The organism is Arenimonas sp., assembly GCF_022842045.1.
Lineage (GTDB): Bacteria > Pseudomonadota > Gammaproteobacteria > Xanthomonadales > Xanthomonadaceae > Arenimonas.
Genome location: NZ_JALHQI010000010.1, coordinates 43,588 through 57,578, shown reverse-complemented (window position 1 = coordinate 57,578; position 13,991 = coordinate 43,588). Strand labels below are relative to the sequence as shown.

Annotated in this window: 15 protein-coding genes and 1 pseudogene; 6 read left to right on the top strand and 10 right to left on the bottom strand. The window is 71.2% G+C overall.

Annotated features, from left to right (window positions below; all coding sequences use genetic code 11):
* A partial coding sequence (locus Q0C12_RS04160; protein WP_290886570.1) for a hypothetical protein occupies window positions 1-220 on the top strand: 220 nt, incomplete at its 5' end.
* A 196-nt stretch (window positions 221-416) separates the two neighbouring features.
* Window positions 417-1,442, top strand: coding sequence for a fatty acid desaturase (locus Q0C12_RS04155; RefSeq protein ID WP_290886567.1), 1,026 nt, complete (start codon window positions 417-419; stop codon window positions 1,440-1,442).
* A gap of 115 nt (window positions 1,443-1,557) precedes the next feature.
* Here Q0C12_RS04155 and Q0C12_RS04150 read toward each other — a convergent pair whose 3' ends face one another.
* From Q0C12_RS04150 to Q0C12_RS04140, 3 genes are all read right to left on the bottom strand, one after another.
* Entirely contained in the window at window positions 1,558-2,856 is a 1,299-nt protein-coding gene (locus tag Q0C12_RS04150) for an MFS transporter (protein WP_290886564.1), read from the bottom strand.
* On the bottom strand, window positions 2,856-3,773 hold the full coding sequence (locus Q0C12_RS04145) for an aldo/keto reductase (protein ID WP_290886561.1): 918 nt from the start codon (window positions 3,771-3,773) through the stop codon (window positions 2,856-2,858). Before Q0C12_RS04145 ends, Q0C12_RS04150 begins: the two co-directional genes overlap by 1 nt.
* 81 nt (window positions 3,774-3,854) lie before the next feature.
* A complete protein-coding gene (locus tag Q0C12_RS04140) occupies window positions 3,855-5,378 on the bottom strand; it encodes a phospholipase (RefSeq protein ID WP_290886558.1) in 1,524 nt (507 codons plus the stop codon).
* A gap of 71 nt (window positions 5,379-5,449) precedes the next feature.
* On the opposite strand from Q0C12_RS04140, the gene Q0C12_RS04135 reads away from it, so the two are divergent.
* The gene (locus Q0C12_RS04135; RefSeq protein ID WP_290886555.1) at window positions 5,450-6,670 is read left to right on the top strand and encodes an HD-GYP domain-containing protein; all 1,221 of its coding nucleotides are present in this window, start codon (window positions 5,450-5,452) and stop codon (window positions 6,668-6,670) included.
* Window positions 6,667-7,923, top strand: a complete 1,257-nt coding sequence (locus tag Q0C12_RS04130; RefSeq protein WP_290886551.1) for a GGDEF domain-containing phosphodiesterase — start codon at window positions 6,667-6,669, stop codon at window positions 7,921-7,923. Before Q0C12_RS04135 ends, Q0C12_RS04130 begins: the two co-directional genes overlap by 4 nt.
* 7 nt (window positions 7,924-7,930) lie before the next feature.
* On the opposite strand, the gene Q0C12_RS04125 is transcribed toward Q0C12_RS04130, so the two are convergent.
* Window positions 7,931-8,554, bottom strand: a complete 624-nt coding sequence (locus tag Q0C12_RS04125; protein ID WP_343212432.1) for a response regulator — start codon at window positions 8,552-8,554, stop codon at window positions 7,931-7,933.
* 135 nt (window positions 8,555-8,689) lie between these two features.
* Here Q0C12_RS04125 and Q0C12_RS04120 point away from each other — a divergent pair, with 135 nt between their 5' ends.
* Window positions 8,690-9,235, top strand: coding sequence for a YaeQ family protein (locus Q0C12_RS04120; protein WP_290886549.1), 546 nt, complete (start codon window positions 8,690-8,692; stop codon window positions 9,233-9,235).
* Here Q0C12_RS04120 and Q0C12_RS04115 read toward each other — a convergent pair.
* From Q0C12_RS04115 to Q0C12_RS04105, 3 genes are read right to left on the bottom strand one after another with little or no spacing between them, the layout of a single operon-like run.
* A complete protein-coding gene (locus Q0C12_RS04115; protein WP_290886547.1) occupies window positions 9,232-10,158 on the bottom strand; it encodes a DMT family transporter in 927 nt (308 codons plus the stop codon). The two genes, Q0C12_RS04120 and Q0C12_RS04115, sit on opposite strands and share 4 nt — an antisense overlap.
* Window positions 10,155-10,406, bottom strand: a complete 252-nt coding sequence (locus tag Q0C12_RS04110; RefSeq protein WP_290886544.1) for a GIY-YIG nuclease family protein — start codon at window positions 10,404-10,406, stop codon at window positions 10,155-10,157. The genes Q0C12_RS04115 and Q0C12_RS04110 overlap by 4 nt, the downstream gene beginning before the upstream one ends.
* Before the next feature lies 1 nt (window position 10,407).
* Window positions 10,408-10,701 (bottom strand): YkgJ family cysteine cluster protein, encoded by a 294-nt coding sequence (locus Q0C12_RS04105; RefSeq protein ID WP_290886541.1) that lies wholly within the window; start codon window positions 10,699-10,701, stop codon window positions 10,408-10,410.
* A gap of 95 nt (window positions 10,702-10,796) precedes the next feature.
* Here Q0C12_RS04105 and Q0C12_RS04100 point away from each other — a divergent pair, with 95 nt between their 5' ends.
* Complete coding sequence (locus Q0C12_RS04100; RefSeq protein WP_290886538.1) at window positions 10,797-11,696, top strand: DUF2785 domain-containing protein; 900 nt, start codon at window positions 10,797-10,799, stop codon at window positions 11,694-11,696.
* Window positions 11,697-11,753: 57 nt separating this feature from the next.
* Here Q0C12_RS04100 and Q0C12_RS04095 read toward each other — a convergent pair whose 3' ends face one another.
* The 3 genes and pseudogenes from Q0C12_RS04095 to Q0C12_RS04085 all read right to left on the bottom strand — a co-directional run.
* Window positions 11,754-12,581: a peptidylprolyl isomerase gene (locus Q0C12_RS04095; RefSeq protein ID WP_290886595.1), complete on the bottom strand. Its 828-nt coding sequence runs from the start codon at window positions 12,579-12,581 to the stop codon at window positions 11,754-11,756.
* 157 nt (window positions 12,582-12,738) lie between these two features.
* A complete protein-coding gene (locus tag Q0C12_RS04090; RefSeq protein ID WP_290886535.1) occupies window positions 12,739-13,728 on the bottom strand; it encodes a serine/threonine protein kinase in 990 nt (329 codons plus the stop codon).
* A 65-nt stretch (window positions 13,729-13,793) separates the two neighbouring features.
* A pseudogene (locus tag Q0C12_RS04085) lies at window positions 13,794-13,991 on the bottom strand (methyltransferase); the annotation flags it as partial.

Below are 13,991 nucleotides of genomic sequence, written 5' to 3'. Positions count from 1 at the left end.
AAAAAAATGGCAGGGCCGCCTGTCCCGAAAACAGTCGATTGCCCTGCCCAAGGTCGTCAACGCCAGGGGGCTGTTGAACGTAAAACCACCGGCCCGAATCGACGAGGAGGATGTCGTGCCGGCCGCGTGGAAGGAGGGGACCACCGACCCGGGGTCGCCGGCAAGGGGGTGGGGCGAAAGCAGGGGGTGTTGGCTGTCCTTGCCTGCTCAAAGGCACTAACCACTTCCGCTTCATGCCCTGTTTATGCAGGGGAAAAGTCCGAAATAGCAGTAAATCAGGACAAGATGTGCAAAGCGCGGCTTACTACGTCCTGTTTCGCTGACATCGGGGGCTCGGGTGCGCGCTTCCATCAAGCGCTTGAAGTTGCCCATTGCCCCGGGCGCCCACACAATACAGTTGTCCTCCAGGAGCCCCGATGAGCCACCCCGCCGAAGCGTCGCCCCCGTCCGTCAACTTGCGCCAGCTTTGCGCTCAGTTTGCGAAACCCCAGCTCGGCAAGGCCGTCTGGCAACTCATCAATACGCTGCCGCTGTTCGCGGCGATCTGGGCCCTGATGGCGTGGAGCATCCACGCCGATTGGCATTACGCCTTCACCCTGTTGCTGGCCTTGCCGGCGGCTGGCCTGTACGTGCGTACCTTCATCATCCAGCACGACTGCGGGCACGGCAGCTTCTTCGCCAGCGCGCGCGCCAACAACCTGGTCGGCGGCGTGCTGGGGCTGATCACGCTGTTCCCCTACGGCTACTGGAAGAAGACCCACGCGGTGCACCACGGCACCTCGGGCAACCTCGATCGGCGCGAGATGGGCGACATCGACACGCTGACCGTGGCCGAGTACCAGGCGCTGCCGGCGTTCAAGCGCTTCTGCTACCGCTTCTATCGCAGCACGCCGGTCCTGCTGGGCATTGGCCCGGCCTACCAGTTCGTGATCAAGCACCGCTTCCCGTTCGACCTGCCGTTCACCTGGAAGAAGGAGTGGGCGAGCGTTCTGGTGAACAACCTGATGCTGCTGCTGGTCGGCGGCCTGATGGCCTGGGCGATCGGCTGGAAGACGGTGCTGATGGTGCACCTGCCGATCGTGCTGATCGCCGGCGCGCTGGGCGTGTGGCTGTTCTACGTGCAGCACACCTTCGAGACGGCTTACTGGAAGCGCGGCCACGAGTGGGATTCGAACGAGGCCGCCGTCAACGGCAGCTCCTACTTCGACCTGCCGCGGGTGCTGCACTGGTTCACCGGCAACATCGGCTACCACCACATCCACCACCTGGCCAGCCGCATCCCGAACTACCGCCTGCGCGAAGCCTTCCTGTCGCACCCGCTGCTGCAGGCGGGGCCGCGGGTGACGCTGTGGAGCAGCTTCAAGTCGGCGAAGCTGAAGCTTTGGGACGAGGAGCTGAACCGGATGGTCGGTTTCCCAAAGCGCCGGCGCGCCAGCGCCTGAAACAAGAAGGCCGGGCCCAGCGCCCGGCCTTTTCCTTCGGATCTTCGCCGGGGTGCCGACGGCGCCGGGCGCGGCGCGTCCGAAAGCCTCGCGGCACCGACGGCAGGGCCGGTCTTCAGCCCGCGCCGCGCTCTTCCGCGGTCGCCAGGCGCTTCTGTGCGCGGCCCAGCGAGATGCCCGTCCAGGCCCAGGCCAGCGCCAGCAGCGCGCCGGCCACGTAAACGGTCGCCGGATTGCCGGCCACGGCATCGATGCCGGTCTTCACCCAACCGCTGATGGCGTCGGCGCCGCGGTAGACCGCCGTGTCGATGACGTTCTTGGCCTTGTACTTGGCCTCGGGCGCGACCACGGTAAACAGCATCTCGCGGCCCGGGCGCGCCAGCGCATAGCCACCGGCGCGCCGGAACACCATCACCGCCGCGAACACCGCGAAGGTCGGCGCCAGCGCCAGCCACAGGAAGCCCAGCGCCATCACCGCCGGCACCGCCGCCAGCAGCACCACCACGCCCAGGCGCTGCGCGATGCGCGCGGTGAAGAAGAGCTGGGTAAGGATGGTCAGGGCCTGCACGGTGATGTCGAGGTAGCTGAAGACCCGCGTCTGGCTTTCGCGGTCGGGGAAATGCAGTTCGACCAGGCGCGCCTGCTCGAAGTAGAGGAAGGTGGTGACGCTGGCCAGCAGCACCACGAAGGTCGCGATGCCCAGCAGGAAGGGCGAGCGCAGCACCGTGCCGATGCCGGCGAAGGGATTGCCGCCCAGCGGCGAACGCCGCGTGGGTTCTTCGCCCGGCCGCAGCGGCTGCTGGTCGCGCCAGCGCTGCAGCCGGTAGGCGCAGGCGGCCGAGCCCATCAGGAAGGCCGCCGAGACCAGCATCATGCCGGCATAGCCCAGCGGCCCGACCAGGGCCACGCTCAACAGAGGTCCGACCAGGCCGCCGGCGCTCATGCCGGCCGCCATCAGTGCGAAAACGCGCTTGGCCTGCGCCATCGAGAACAGGTCGGCCAGCACGCTCCAGGCCACCGAGATCGAGATCAGGTTGAACACCGACAGCCAGACATAGAACGTGCGGCCGGCCCAGGCATTCTCCGGGTCGGCCACGAACACGGCCGCGAACGCCACCAGGTTCAGCGCGAAGAACCCATAGGTCCAAAGCTGGATCCGCCGCCGTGCTGCGCGCGCCGCCACCCAGCCGAACAGCGGGATCGCCAGCAGCATCACCACGAAGGTCGCGGTGAACAGCCACTGCAGGTTGTCCACGCCGCCGGCGATGCCCATGGTGTCGCGCACCGGCCGCAGCAGCGCGTAACCGGTGAAGAGCAGGAAGAACATGCCGAGGCCGGCGAACACCGCCGGCGCCTCGCCCGCCTCGAGTTTGAACAGCCGGGCCAGCCGGCCTGCCAGCGGCCCGGCGGCCATCAGGCGAACATCGCCACCAGCTCGGCCTGCTGCGCCGCGCTGAGCAGGGAGCCGGTGCCGCCGCGAAGGTTGTCGCTCTGGCGGTCGGGCTTGCCGGTGGCCGGGATCACCACGGTGACGGCCTCGTGGCTGATCGCGAACTTCAGGAACATCTGCGCCCAGGACGTGACGCCGGCCTCGGCGGCCCAGCCCGGCAGCGCCTTGCCGGCGACGCGCGCGAACAGCCGGCCGTCGTCGAAGGCGCGGTTGATCATCACCGCCGTGCCGGTGTCGCGCGCCACGGGCAGCACGCGCCGGGCCGCGTTCGGCGCACTCACCGAGTAGTTGATCTGCACGAAGTCGGGCTTCTCGGCGGCGACGATGTCGGCCAGCGCTTCGTGCTGATCGTCGCGGAAGTGGGTCAGGCCGACGTACTTCACCTTGCCCTGGGCCTTGAGCTCGCGTGCGTAGGCGAGCTGGGTCTTCCAGTCGCGCAGGTTGTGCACGGCCAGCAGCTCAAAGCGGTCGGTGCGCAGGCGCCGCAGCGAGTCGGCGAACTGGGCTTCGCCGGCGGCGCGGTCGTCGGCGGCGAGCTTGGTGGCCAGCCAGATCTGGTCGCGCAGCCCGAGCTCGGCCATCAGGTCGCCCAGCACGTCCTCCGCGTTGGAGTAGTTCGGCGAAGTGTCGATCACCGAGGCGCCGCCGGCGACGAAGCGGCGCAGCACTTCCTTCAGCGGCTCGCGGCCGGCTGCATCGGCCTCGAAACTGCCCGACGTGCCCATGCCGATCACCGGGATCCGTTCCCCGGTGGAGGGGATGGCGCGGCGGAGCAGCGCTGGCCCGGCGACGGGCGTCAGCGCGAAGGCGGGCAGGGGGCGCAGGGCGGCGGCGGTGGCGGCGACCGCGGCGGCGGCCAGGAAAGTGCGGCGGCTGGTCATGGCAGGGCTCCGGGCGGTCGGGCGTGCCGCGAGGGTGCCCCAGCCTGCGTGAACTTTCCGTTCACCGTCCCCTGCCAACGGTCACGGCGTGCCGGAGACCGGACCGCCCGGCGGATCGTCGCGGAACTTGCGCGGCGCGAGTTGGCGGGTGAAGCGGAACACGCCCTCGCGGACCACCCGGGTCAGGCGCAGGTCGATGATCGTGGTCTCGTTCGGACGCACCAGGTCGAGCAGGCTGGCGACGTCGGCGCCCAGCTCGGCCAGCCAGTGTTCGACCAGTTGCTCGTCCTGCCGTGGCAGCAGGCGCAGGCCGTAGGGCGGCCGCGGGACCAAGGCTTCGCGCACCACGCGGTCGCCGTCGCGGATCGCCGGGCAGCCGGCCAGCGCGGCGTGGTTGAGGAAGAAGCACAGGTTGCCTGGCGCGCGCCGGTTGCCCTGGCGATCGGTGAGGAAACCCTGCGGCAGCTGGTTCGGGTCGGCCGACGGGCCAGCGGTCAGCAGTAGGTTCATCTCCGGCACGCGCGCGCCGCTATCGTCGAGCAAACGGAACAGCACCATCGCGTGCGGGTCGTGCACGTAGCGGCGGTCGGGCAGCACCGGCACCTTCTCCACCTCCACGCGGCGGGCGGGGGCCTGGTGGTCCGCGTTCTCGCGATCGAACTCGCGGCACAGCGCGGCGTAGCCGCGGGCATCCCGCACGCCCAGGCAGCGCAGGATCGCGTCCACGGTCGGATGCGGGCGGCCATCGTTGGCGACGCTGCCCAGGATGCCCATGGCCTCGCCGCTGTGCGACACGCCGGGCACGATCTTGAACGCGGTCGCCGGCGCGCGATGCGCCGATACCTTTTCCAGCGTGCGCAGCCGCTTGCGCGCCGCCGGCAGCGACTCGCCGTCGGCCAGCGCCGGTTGCGCCAGCACCAGGTGGCTGGCGTTGAGGTTGGCCGCGGCCAGGCGCACCACGCCGTCGCCGCCGGTCTCGCCGGTGTAGGCGTTGACGTGGTCGTAGAGCTTGCGGTCGATGGCGTCGCCGCTGAGCACGAAGGGGAACACCGGCCGCGCCCGGGACGGCAGGTCCAGCGCCGGGTAGTCGCGTATCCAGCGCAGGTTGAGTTCGAGAGATTCCGGGCTGCCCAGCTCGAGCCAGTCGAGTACGCCCTGGCCGGGTTCGACGCCGCCGAACCAGGCCTTCATCGCCCCCAGCCGGCTCTTGCCGAGCTGGGCCAGGGCGGAGCCGAAGTTGGCCGGCGCCAGCATCACCAGGTGGCTCATCGGGCAGTCGTCGAGGCGGCCGCTGCGGACGTAGTAGCGGTCCAGCCATTCCCGCACCACCGGCCCGCCGGTGCTGTGGGTGACGCAGGCGAAGCGCCGGCCGCGCCCGGCTTCGGCCAGGACCGGCCCGAGCGCGGCCTCGAAGGCGCGCGCGATGTCGTCGATCCTCACCTCGTTACGGAAACTTACGTACTGGCCCAGGTGCACGTGGGCGACGTCGATCCCGGGGCCGCCTTCACGTGCCGTCTCGGCCTTCAGGCGGGCCGGCAGGCCGCCGTAGGTCCCGGTGCTGGTGACGCTCCAGCCATGGACGAAGACCAGCAGGGCATTGGGCATGGCGGGGGGTCAGCAGGGGGCTGGCGGCATGCTAACTTAGCCCGGCAACACAGGTCACAGGGGCGGTGCCGATGGCGCTGGAAGAGCGGCGGATGCTGGTGGGCCTGCTGGAAAAGGGGATGTTCGTCAGCCGCCTCGACCGCGACTGGCTCGGAACACCCTTTCCGTTCCAGGGCTTTTACGTTCAGTCCGACAAGGACGTCGCGCTGCTGGGAAACTATTGCACCAGCGTCTTCATCGACGTCGTCAAGAGCAACGCGCCGGCCGAGCCGCTGCTGACGATGGGGCGCCCGGGGACGTCGGTGTTCCCGCCGCGCGTGCAGGAGTACCGCAACACCGTCGAGCTGCACGACGAACTCCCGCGCGCGCGCGACGCCCACGCCAGCGCGCGCATCCTGGCGGAACGACTCGAGGCCGACGTGCGCGGCAGCCGGCGCCTGGTCGCCGATGACATCCGCGATGCAGTCGAACCGATGGTGCAGAGCCTGATCCGCAACGTCGACGCTTTCTTCTGGCTGATGGCACTGCTGCGCCGCGACGACTACGCCTACAGCCACGCCGTGCACTGCAGCGCCCTGGCGGCGGCGTTCGGCCGGCACCTGGCGCTGCCGCGCGAGGTGCTGGTGGACCTGGCCACCGGCGGCATGCTGCTCGACATCGGCAAGGCGGCGCTGCCCGACGGGCTGTTCAAGCACCCGGGGCCGCTGTCGCCCGAGGCGGTGGTGGCGATGCGCAGCCACGTGGGGGAAGGCCTGAGGGTTTTCGACGAGTCCGGGCTGGAAGGCACCTGGGCCCGAGAGATCCTCGCCGGCCACCATGAGCGCCATGACGGCAGCGGCTATCCGAACGGGCTCAAGGGCGACCAGATCCCGCTGGCCGCGCGCATGGGCGGCATCATCGACACTTACGACGCGATCTGCAGCGACCGGCCGCATGCCAAGGGCGCGTCCCGGCACGTCGCGCTGCAGGCGGTCTACCGCGCCAGCGACAAGCTCTACCAGGGCGAGGTGGTCGAGCAGTTCCTGCAGTGCCTGTGCGTCTATCCCACCGGGTCACTGGTCGAGCTCAGCTCGGGCGAAGTCGGCATCGTGATGGCCCAGAACCAGGCCCGGCGCCTGCGCCCGCGGGTGATGCTGCTGCTCGACGCCGACAAGCGTCCATACCGGCCCTACCGCGACATCGATCTGATGGCGGTGGAGCGCGACGCCGGCGGCAAGACCGCGGTGCGCATCGTCGCTTCGCTCGAGCCCGGTGCGCACGGCCTCGACCCGGCGGCGCTGTTCCTGGCATGAGCGCGCCCCTGGCCCTGCGCGGCGCCGGGCTGCTGGCCCACCTGCAGCCGCACGTGCGCGGCAGCCTGCGCACGGGCGAGCCGTTGGCGCTGCTGCGCATGAGCCTGCTTGGCTCGCGTGCCTTCAACATCCAGCACGGACCGGCGGTGGCCGATGAGCTCTCGGCGCGGATGCAGGCCCAGGCCCAGTCCGTGCTGCGCCCGGGCGATGAGGTCATCGCGCTCGGCACCAGCGATTTCGCCGTGTTCCTGCCCCGCGTCAACGACGGCAACCACGCGCTGCTGGCGGCGGCGCGGCTGCTGCGCCAGTTCGAGCAGGCGCTTGAGCTCGACGGCCGGCCGGTGGTGACCCCGGTCGCGGTGGGCGTGGCGGTGACGCCCGACCACGGCGACGACGCCGAGTCGCTTTGCCGCAGCGCCGAGGCGGCGCTGGCGCTGGCCGAATCCTCCGCCGACCGCATGTCGCTGGCGCCACCCCGCGAAGCAACGCCGCTGATCTCGCCAGCCGACCTGCGCGAGGCGATCCAGGCCGGCCAGCTCGAGGTCCACTTCCAGCCGATCTGGGACCTGCGCGCCGCCCGCATCACCGGCGCCGAGGCGCTGGCGCGCTGGACCCATCCGAAGCTGGGCCCGATCAGCCCGGCGCAGTTCGTGGCCATGGCCGAGACCAGCGGCATGATCGCCGAGCTCACGCGCTGGAGCGTGAACGCCAGCCTGCAGCACGCGGTCGAGGCGCGGAAGGCGGGCCTGCGGCTGCCGGTGTCGATCAATCTCTCGGCGGTGGCCTTCGCCGAGCGCGGCTTGGTCGAGCACCTGCTCGATGCGCTCAGGCTCTGGGGCGTGCCGCCACGCGACCTGGTGATCGAAGTGACCGAGACCGCGATCATCGCCGACCTCGACAAAGGCGCGCACATCCTCGACCGGCTCGCGAGCGAGGGCGTGCGGGTGTCGATCGACGACTTCGGCGTCGGCAACTCCTCCTTCGCCTACCTGCGCGAGTTCCCGGCCACCGAACTCAAGATCGACCGATCCTTCGTCACTGGCATGGTGGAGAACGCGCGTTCGGCCAAGCTGGCCAAGGCCATGATCGACTTCGCCCACCACCTGGGCATGCAGGTCGTCGCCGAGGGCGTGGAGGACAAGGCCACGCTGGGCAAGTTGGCGGAGCTCGACTGCGACTACGCCCAGGGCTACGTGCTGGGCCACGCCAAGCCGGCGGCGCAGTTCGTCGCGACGATGATCGCGACGCGCTGAGCGCGGCTCAGCTTCCCGCCGGTTCGCCGTCGGATTCCGCCGCGGCCTGCGGCTGCGCCGGCAGGCGGCGGGGCACGGACTGGGCGTCGAGCAGGCGCTCGATGCGCGCGAACACCTCGGCCCGTGCGAAGGGCTTCTTCATGAAGTCGTCGGCGCCGATGCGGTGGACGTAGAACTGCTCGGTGGCCTGCTCGTTCCCGCTGATCATGATCACCGGGATGTCGCGGGTGGCCGGGTCGCGGCGCAGCTGGCGCAGGGCCGCGAAGCCGTCCATGCCCGGCAGCACGATGTCGAGGAAGATCAGTTCGGGAGCCTGCGTGCGCGCGAGCTCGAGCCCGGATTCGGCGTCGCCGGCCTCTAGCACGGTGTATTCGTTCTGGCGCAGCATGCGGCCCAGCAGGGCGACGATGGTGGGGGAATCGTCGACCACCAGCATGCGGGTGCCGGTGCGCGCGTTCATGCGCGGCTTGCCGCGGCGCTCGGTGCCCTTGGGGCCGGTCTCGGCGGGCGCGGCCGGGGCGGCGGGCGGCATCGGCGTGTCGTCGGCCAGCAGGGGTTCGCTGGAGGCCTTGGGGCTCACCGGCCGGGTGTCCCAGCCGAACATCAGCTTGATCTTGTCGTAGAAGGACACCGTGCGCTCCCCAACGCGGAATAAGGGATAGTGTCCCTGTCGCGCGCCCTGCTGGCAATCGCGGCCGGCGCGGGCTGGACATCGCCGCCCGCAGCGCGCACCCTGCCGGCCCGAACGACGCCCCCAGGAGCGCCCGTGGCCCCGAAGTCCACCGTCTACAAGGCCCAGCTGCTGGTCAGCGACATGGACCGGCATTACTACGCCGGCCACGACCTGGTGCTGGCCCAGCATCCGTCCGAGACCGAGGAGCGGCTGATGCTGCGCCTGCTTGCCTTCGCCCTGTACGCGGACGAGCGGCTGGAGTTCGGCCGCGGCCTGAGCACCGAGGACGAGCCCGACCTGTGGCGAAAGGACCTCACTGGCCAGGTGGAACAGTGGATCGAGCTCGGCCAGCCCGACGAGTCGCGCGTGCGCAAGGCCTGCGGCCGTGCTTCCGAGGTGGTGGTGCTGACCTACGGCGGCCGGGGGGCCGATCTGTGGTGGGAGAAGAACGAGGCCGCGCTGGCGCGCTGCCGCAACCTCACCGTGGTCGACGTGTCGCCCGAGGACGCCAAGGCGCTGGCCGCCCGGCTCAAGCGCGGCATGGACCTGCAGGCGATGGTCCAGGACGGCGTGCTGCAGCTGGTGGACGGCGACGTGACGCTGGAGATCACCCCGCGCCTGCGCCGCGGACCGGGCTAGTCCACGGTCTTGGATTCAGCCGTGCCCAGCGGCATCGGGTCGGCGCGGTGCGGCGGCCGCCGCACCAGCAGCGGGTGCGCGAACACGCCCACCAGGATGATCGCCACGCCGGCGTAGAACATGCCGCCCAGCTCGCGCTGCTCGCCCAGCAGCACGATCGCGAGCAGGATCGCGTACACCGGCTCCAGGTTCACGGCCAGCTGCGCCGCGAACGCGCTCAGGTGCCGCAGCGCCACCAGCGACAGCGCGAACGGCAGCAGGGTGCAGGCCATCGCCAGCACCAGCAGTAGCACGCCGTCCCGTAGCCCGGGCAGCACCAGCGGCGACCCGAACCACGGCAGCAGCGGCGTGCACAGCGCCAGGAACAGTCCGCCGGCGCCCAGTTCGACGAAGGTGACCGTGAGCGGATCGGCACGCTCCACGTGGCGCTTGTTGAGCGCGCCGAAGAAGGCCACCAGCAGCGCCGAGACCGTGCCCACCACGATGCCCAGGTACATCTCGGCCGGCACGCCGCCAACGACCAGGGCGACGCCCGGGACCACGGCCACGCCGATCAGCAGCTCGCGCGGCTGGAAGCGCTGGCCGGTGATCCAGGGCTCCACCAGCGGCACGAACACGGTGGCCAGCGCGATGCAGGTCACTGCCACCGAGGCGTTGGCGAGCTTGATCGCGCCGTAGAACGTGAGCCAGTGCAGCGCCACCAGGAAACCGATGCCGGCGTAGATGCCCAGCTGCCGCAACGGCATCGCCCGCAGCCCGCGCCAGACCCGCGGCACCAGCAGCAGCGCCGCGGTGACCAGGCCCATGCGCCAGACCACCAGCGCCATCGCGTCGAGCGTGATCGCCTTGCCCAGGATCGCGGTGAAGCCCCACAGCAGCACGCAGAAGTGCATCTGCCACTGGGCCCTGGCGACCGGCGTCATGCGCCGGCCCCGGCGACCAGGGCGCGCTTGGCCTCGGCCGGCAGCTGCTTGATGGCGTACTCGGCCTTCAGCGCGCTGGAGCGGTCGGGGTGCTCGAACCGCGCCAGCAGCCGCCGAGGCGGGTGCGAGCGGGTGTAGCGTGCGCCCTTGCCGGCCACGTGCTGGGCGTAGCGCTTGTCCACGTCCACGGCGATGCCGGTGTAGAGGCTGCCGTCCTGGCATTCGACCAGGTACACGAACCAGGCCACGTCAGCGCAGGCTCAGCGCGATGCGGCGCCAGTCGTCGCGCACCTCGGCGCAGTCGCCGCCGCCCATCGCGAACTCGCGGCAGACGAAGGGTCGCTGTTCGTAGATGCCGCAGCACATTCGCTCGCGGTCGAGCGCGACGCACCAGCCGTCGTCGGCCTTGGCCATGATCAGGTAACCCTCGTCGTCCTCGTCCAGGTAGTGGTCGGGCGGCGCGTCGCCGGGCAGCACGCGCACGGGCAGCTGGCAGCAGCAGGCCTGGCAGTCGCTGCACTGGATGGCGGGGTCGGTGTCCACGGGCGCATTGTCCCATGCCGGCGCGGCGGCGGGACCAACGGCACTGTCCCGGGGTCGTCGCGGGCGTAGCATCGAAGCCCCATCCGGAGATCGCCATGCGCCCGATTCCCGCTGCCCTTGCCTCGCTCGCCCTGCTGGTTCCGCTTGCGACCGCGGCGGCTTGCCCGCCCCAGGGCTGGGACCGCGGCGAACTCGATGCGCTGAAGGGCGCGGGGTTCGCCGGCCTGGCGGAGGCGCCGCGCGAGGCGCTGGCGCTGGGGCTGGTGGACTGCCTCGGCGACCCGGACCCGACGCTGCGCGACGGCATCGCCTACGAGGCCCTGGCCACCTGGCTGCGCGCCGGTCCGTCCCTGTCGCCGGCGACCCGCGAGGCCTTACTCGAGACCCTGCAGGCGCGCCTGGCAGCCACCCCGGGTGCGGGCTTCGAGGCGCCGTTCGCGGCCCTGGTGCTTTCGGAGGTCGCGCGCACCGACCGGGTCGCGGCGTGGATGACGCCGGCGCAGCGCCAGTCGGTGGTGGATGCCGCCGCGGCCTACGTCGAAGGCATCCGCGACTACCGCGGCTTCATCGACGGCGAAGGCTGGCGCCACGGCGTGGCCCACGGCGCCGACCTGCTGATGCAGCTGGCGCTCAACCCCGCGCTGGACAAGGTGCAACTGTCGCGGCTGCTGGCGGCGGCCGCCGCGCAGGTCGCGCCGGTGGGCGCGCCGCCCTACGTGCACGGCGAGTCGGAGCGGCTGGTGCGTCCGGTGCTGTTCGCGCTCCAGCGCGGCCTGCACGACGAGGCCGAATGGCGCGCCTGGCTGGCGCGGGTTTCGGCGCCCGCACCGATGGCGGACTGGTCGGAGGCCTACCGTTCGGAGGCCGGGCTGGCGCGGCGCCACAATGCGCGCGTCTTCCTGCTGGTGCTCTACGCCGGGCTCGACGCCAGTGGCAACGAGGCGCTGCAGGCGCGCGTGCCGGCGGTGGTCGAGGCGCTGCGCGCCGTGCCCTGAGGCCCGCGCGCTGGCGCCGTCGTGGACGGCGCGGCGCCGCAGGCCGCGCGATCGGTGCTATTCAGTGGCGGCAACGCGCACCGGCACCGGCACGTTGCACAGGTCGATGTGGCCGGCCGGATGCACGTACCAGTCGTCGCGGCGGTTGCGGCGTGACTCCACCAGGTCGGCGAAGGCCGGGCGGTCGGTGCGGAAGAGTTCCAGTTGCGCGCGCTCCGCTTCCGGCACGTCGGCGGCGAGCCTGATCGAGCGTATCGCCACCCGCTGCTCCGGCTTCTCGTAGAAGCCCAGCGGGCCGGTGCCGCGCGGCAGCACGCTCAGGTGCTCCATGCCCTGGACCACCCGGCCAACGGTGGTGATGTTGCGGTCCAGCTGGCGCGGCGACTGGCCGGTGACGACATAGAGCTGGTTGCCGGTGCTGCTGTCGGCGGCCGTGGCGCGGCCGGCGCCGACCGTGGCGTAGCAGTGCGCAAGCCAGGCCATGCCGGCCTTCGGGTCGCGCGCCGCCGGGAAGCCCTGCACGAAGCCGACCTCGGGCGCCCAGCCGTCGGCGTCGGGCAACGTCGTGAAGTCGAGTCCTTCGCTCGGGCGGGTGAACTCGGCGGGCAGCTTCGCCTTGGCCTCGCCCATCGGGCGCGCCTTGGCCGGGTCCTCGCCTTCGGCATCGCCCCACTGCACGACGAAGTTGTCCTGCGAGCGGTTGATGGTGAGGCCGTCGAAGTAGCCGGCGCGCACCAGGGTGCGGATGTTGGCGACGTGCTGCGGCGCGAACGCCGGGGCCAGCTCGATCACGACGCGGCCGCTGTCCAGCTCCAGGTACAGCGTGTTCCCGGGGTCGAGCGCGCGCCAGTCGGCCGGCGTCGAGGCGTTGAGCACGTCCTGCATGGTCAGCGCCTTCTGCGGCGGACTGGTGGCGCAGGCGGTGCCGAGCGGCAGGACCAGGGCAAGGGCAAGCAGGGCAGGGCGCAGCGTCATGGCGTGGCTTCCTCGGCGGGGTTCGTGGCGAAGCCTACCGTATCCGGAAACGGGTCCCCCTGTAGCCTCAGGACGGGTCGGGCGGGGGTTCCTGCAGGGCGGAGAGTTGCTCCTGCATCTGGGTGATGACCGATTCCCAGTGGCGGGGGGCTTCGAACCAGGGGAAGGCGACGGGGAAGGCCGGGTCGTGCCAGCGGCGGGCGATCCAGGCGTTGTAGTGCAGCAGGCGCAGCGTGCGCAGCACTTCCACCAGGTGCAGTTCGCGGCGGTCGAAGCGGCGGAACTGCTCGTAGCCCTCCAGCAGCCAGCGCAAGGGCGCGGCGCTGTCCTCGCGGCGGCCGGCCAGCATCCAGAGGTCCTGCACCGCCGGGCCCGACAGGCAGTCGTCGAGATCCACGAAATGCGCCTGGTCGTCGCGCCACAGGATGTTCCCGGGGTGGCAGTCGCCGTGCAGCCGCAGCGCGTGCACGTCCCCGGCGCGCGCCCAGGCTTCGTCCATCGCATCCACCAGGGCATCGGCCAGCATGGCGAAATTGTCCTCCAGCTCGGGCGGAAGCCAGCCGCCTTCCAGCAGGAAATCCACGGGGGCCACCGCGTGGCTTTCAATGCCGATGCGCCCGCGGTGCCCGAAGCGGGCGCCGTCGCCGACCGCGTGCAGCCGACCCAGCACGCGACCCAGGTGGGTCAGCACCGCCCGGTCGCCCAGCTCGGGCGCGTGGCCGCCGCGCAGCGGGAAAAGCGCGAAGCGATGCCCCTGGAAGGGATGCAGGCTGCGGCCCTGGTGCACGATCGGCGCGACCACCGACAGGTCGGCGGCCAGCAGTTCGGCCGAGAACGCGTGCTCCTCCAGGATCGCGGCGTCGCTCCAGCGGCCCGGGCGGTAGAACTTCGCCACCAGCGGCGGGCCGCCCTCGATGCCGATGCGGTAGACGCGGTTCTCGTAGCTGTTGAGCGACAGTACGCGGCCGTCGCTGGCCAGGCCCAGCGACTCCACCGCATCGAGGATGCGGTCCGGGCCCAGGTCGGCGTAGGGCGTGTCGCCAGTGGCGTTTTCCATGGGCGCAGGTTACCCGCGGCGGCCGTCGCGCGTGCGGGTTTCGCACCCGCGCCCGGCGGATCGCGTCAGCGCGGCAGTTCCAGCGCGGTCGCCGCGGCCGCGACCGGGGCGCTGAGGTAGGTGTGCGAGCCGACCGCGGTGAAGCCGGCGCGGGCGAAGGCGCGGCGGTACCAGGCCGCGGGCCGGCGCCGCATCTCGTGCAGGTCGCCGACGATCTCGTCGCCCTCGGCGAAGACCTCGAGGAAGGCGACGCCGTCGCACAG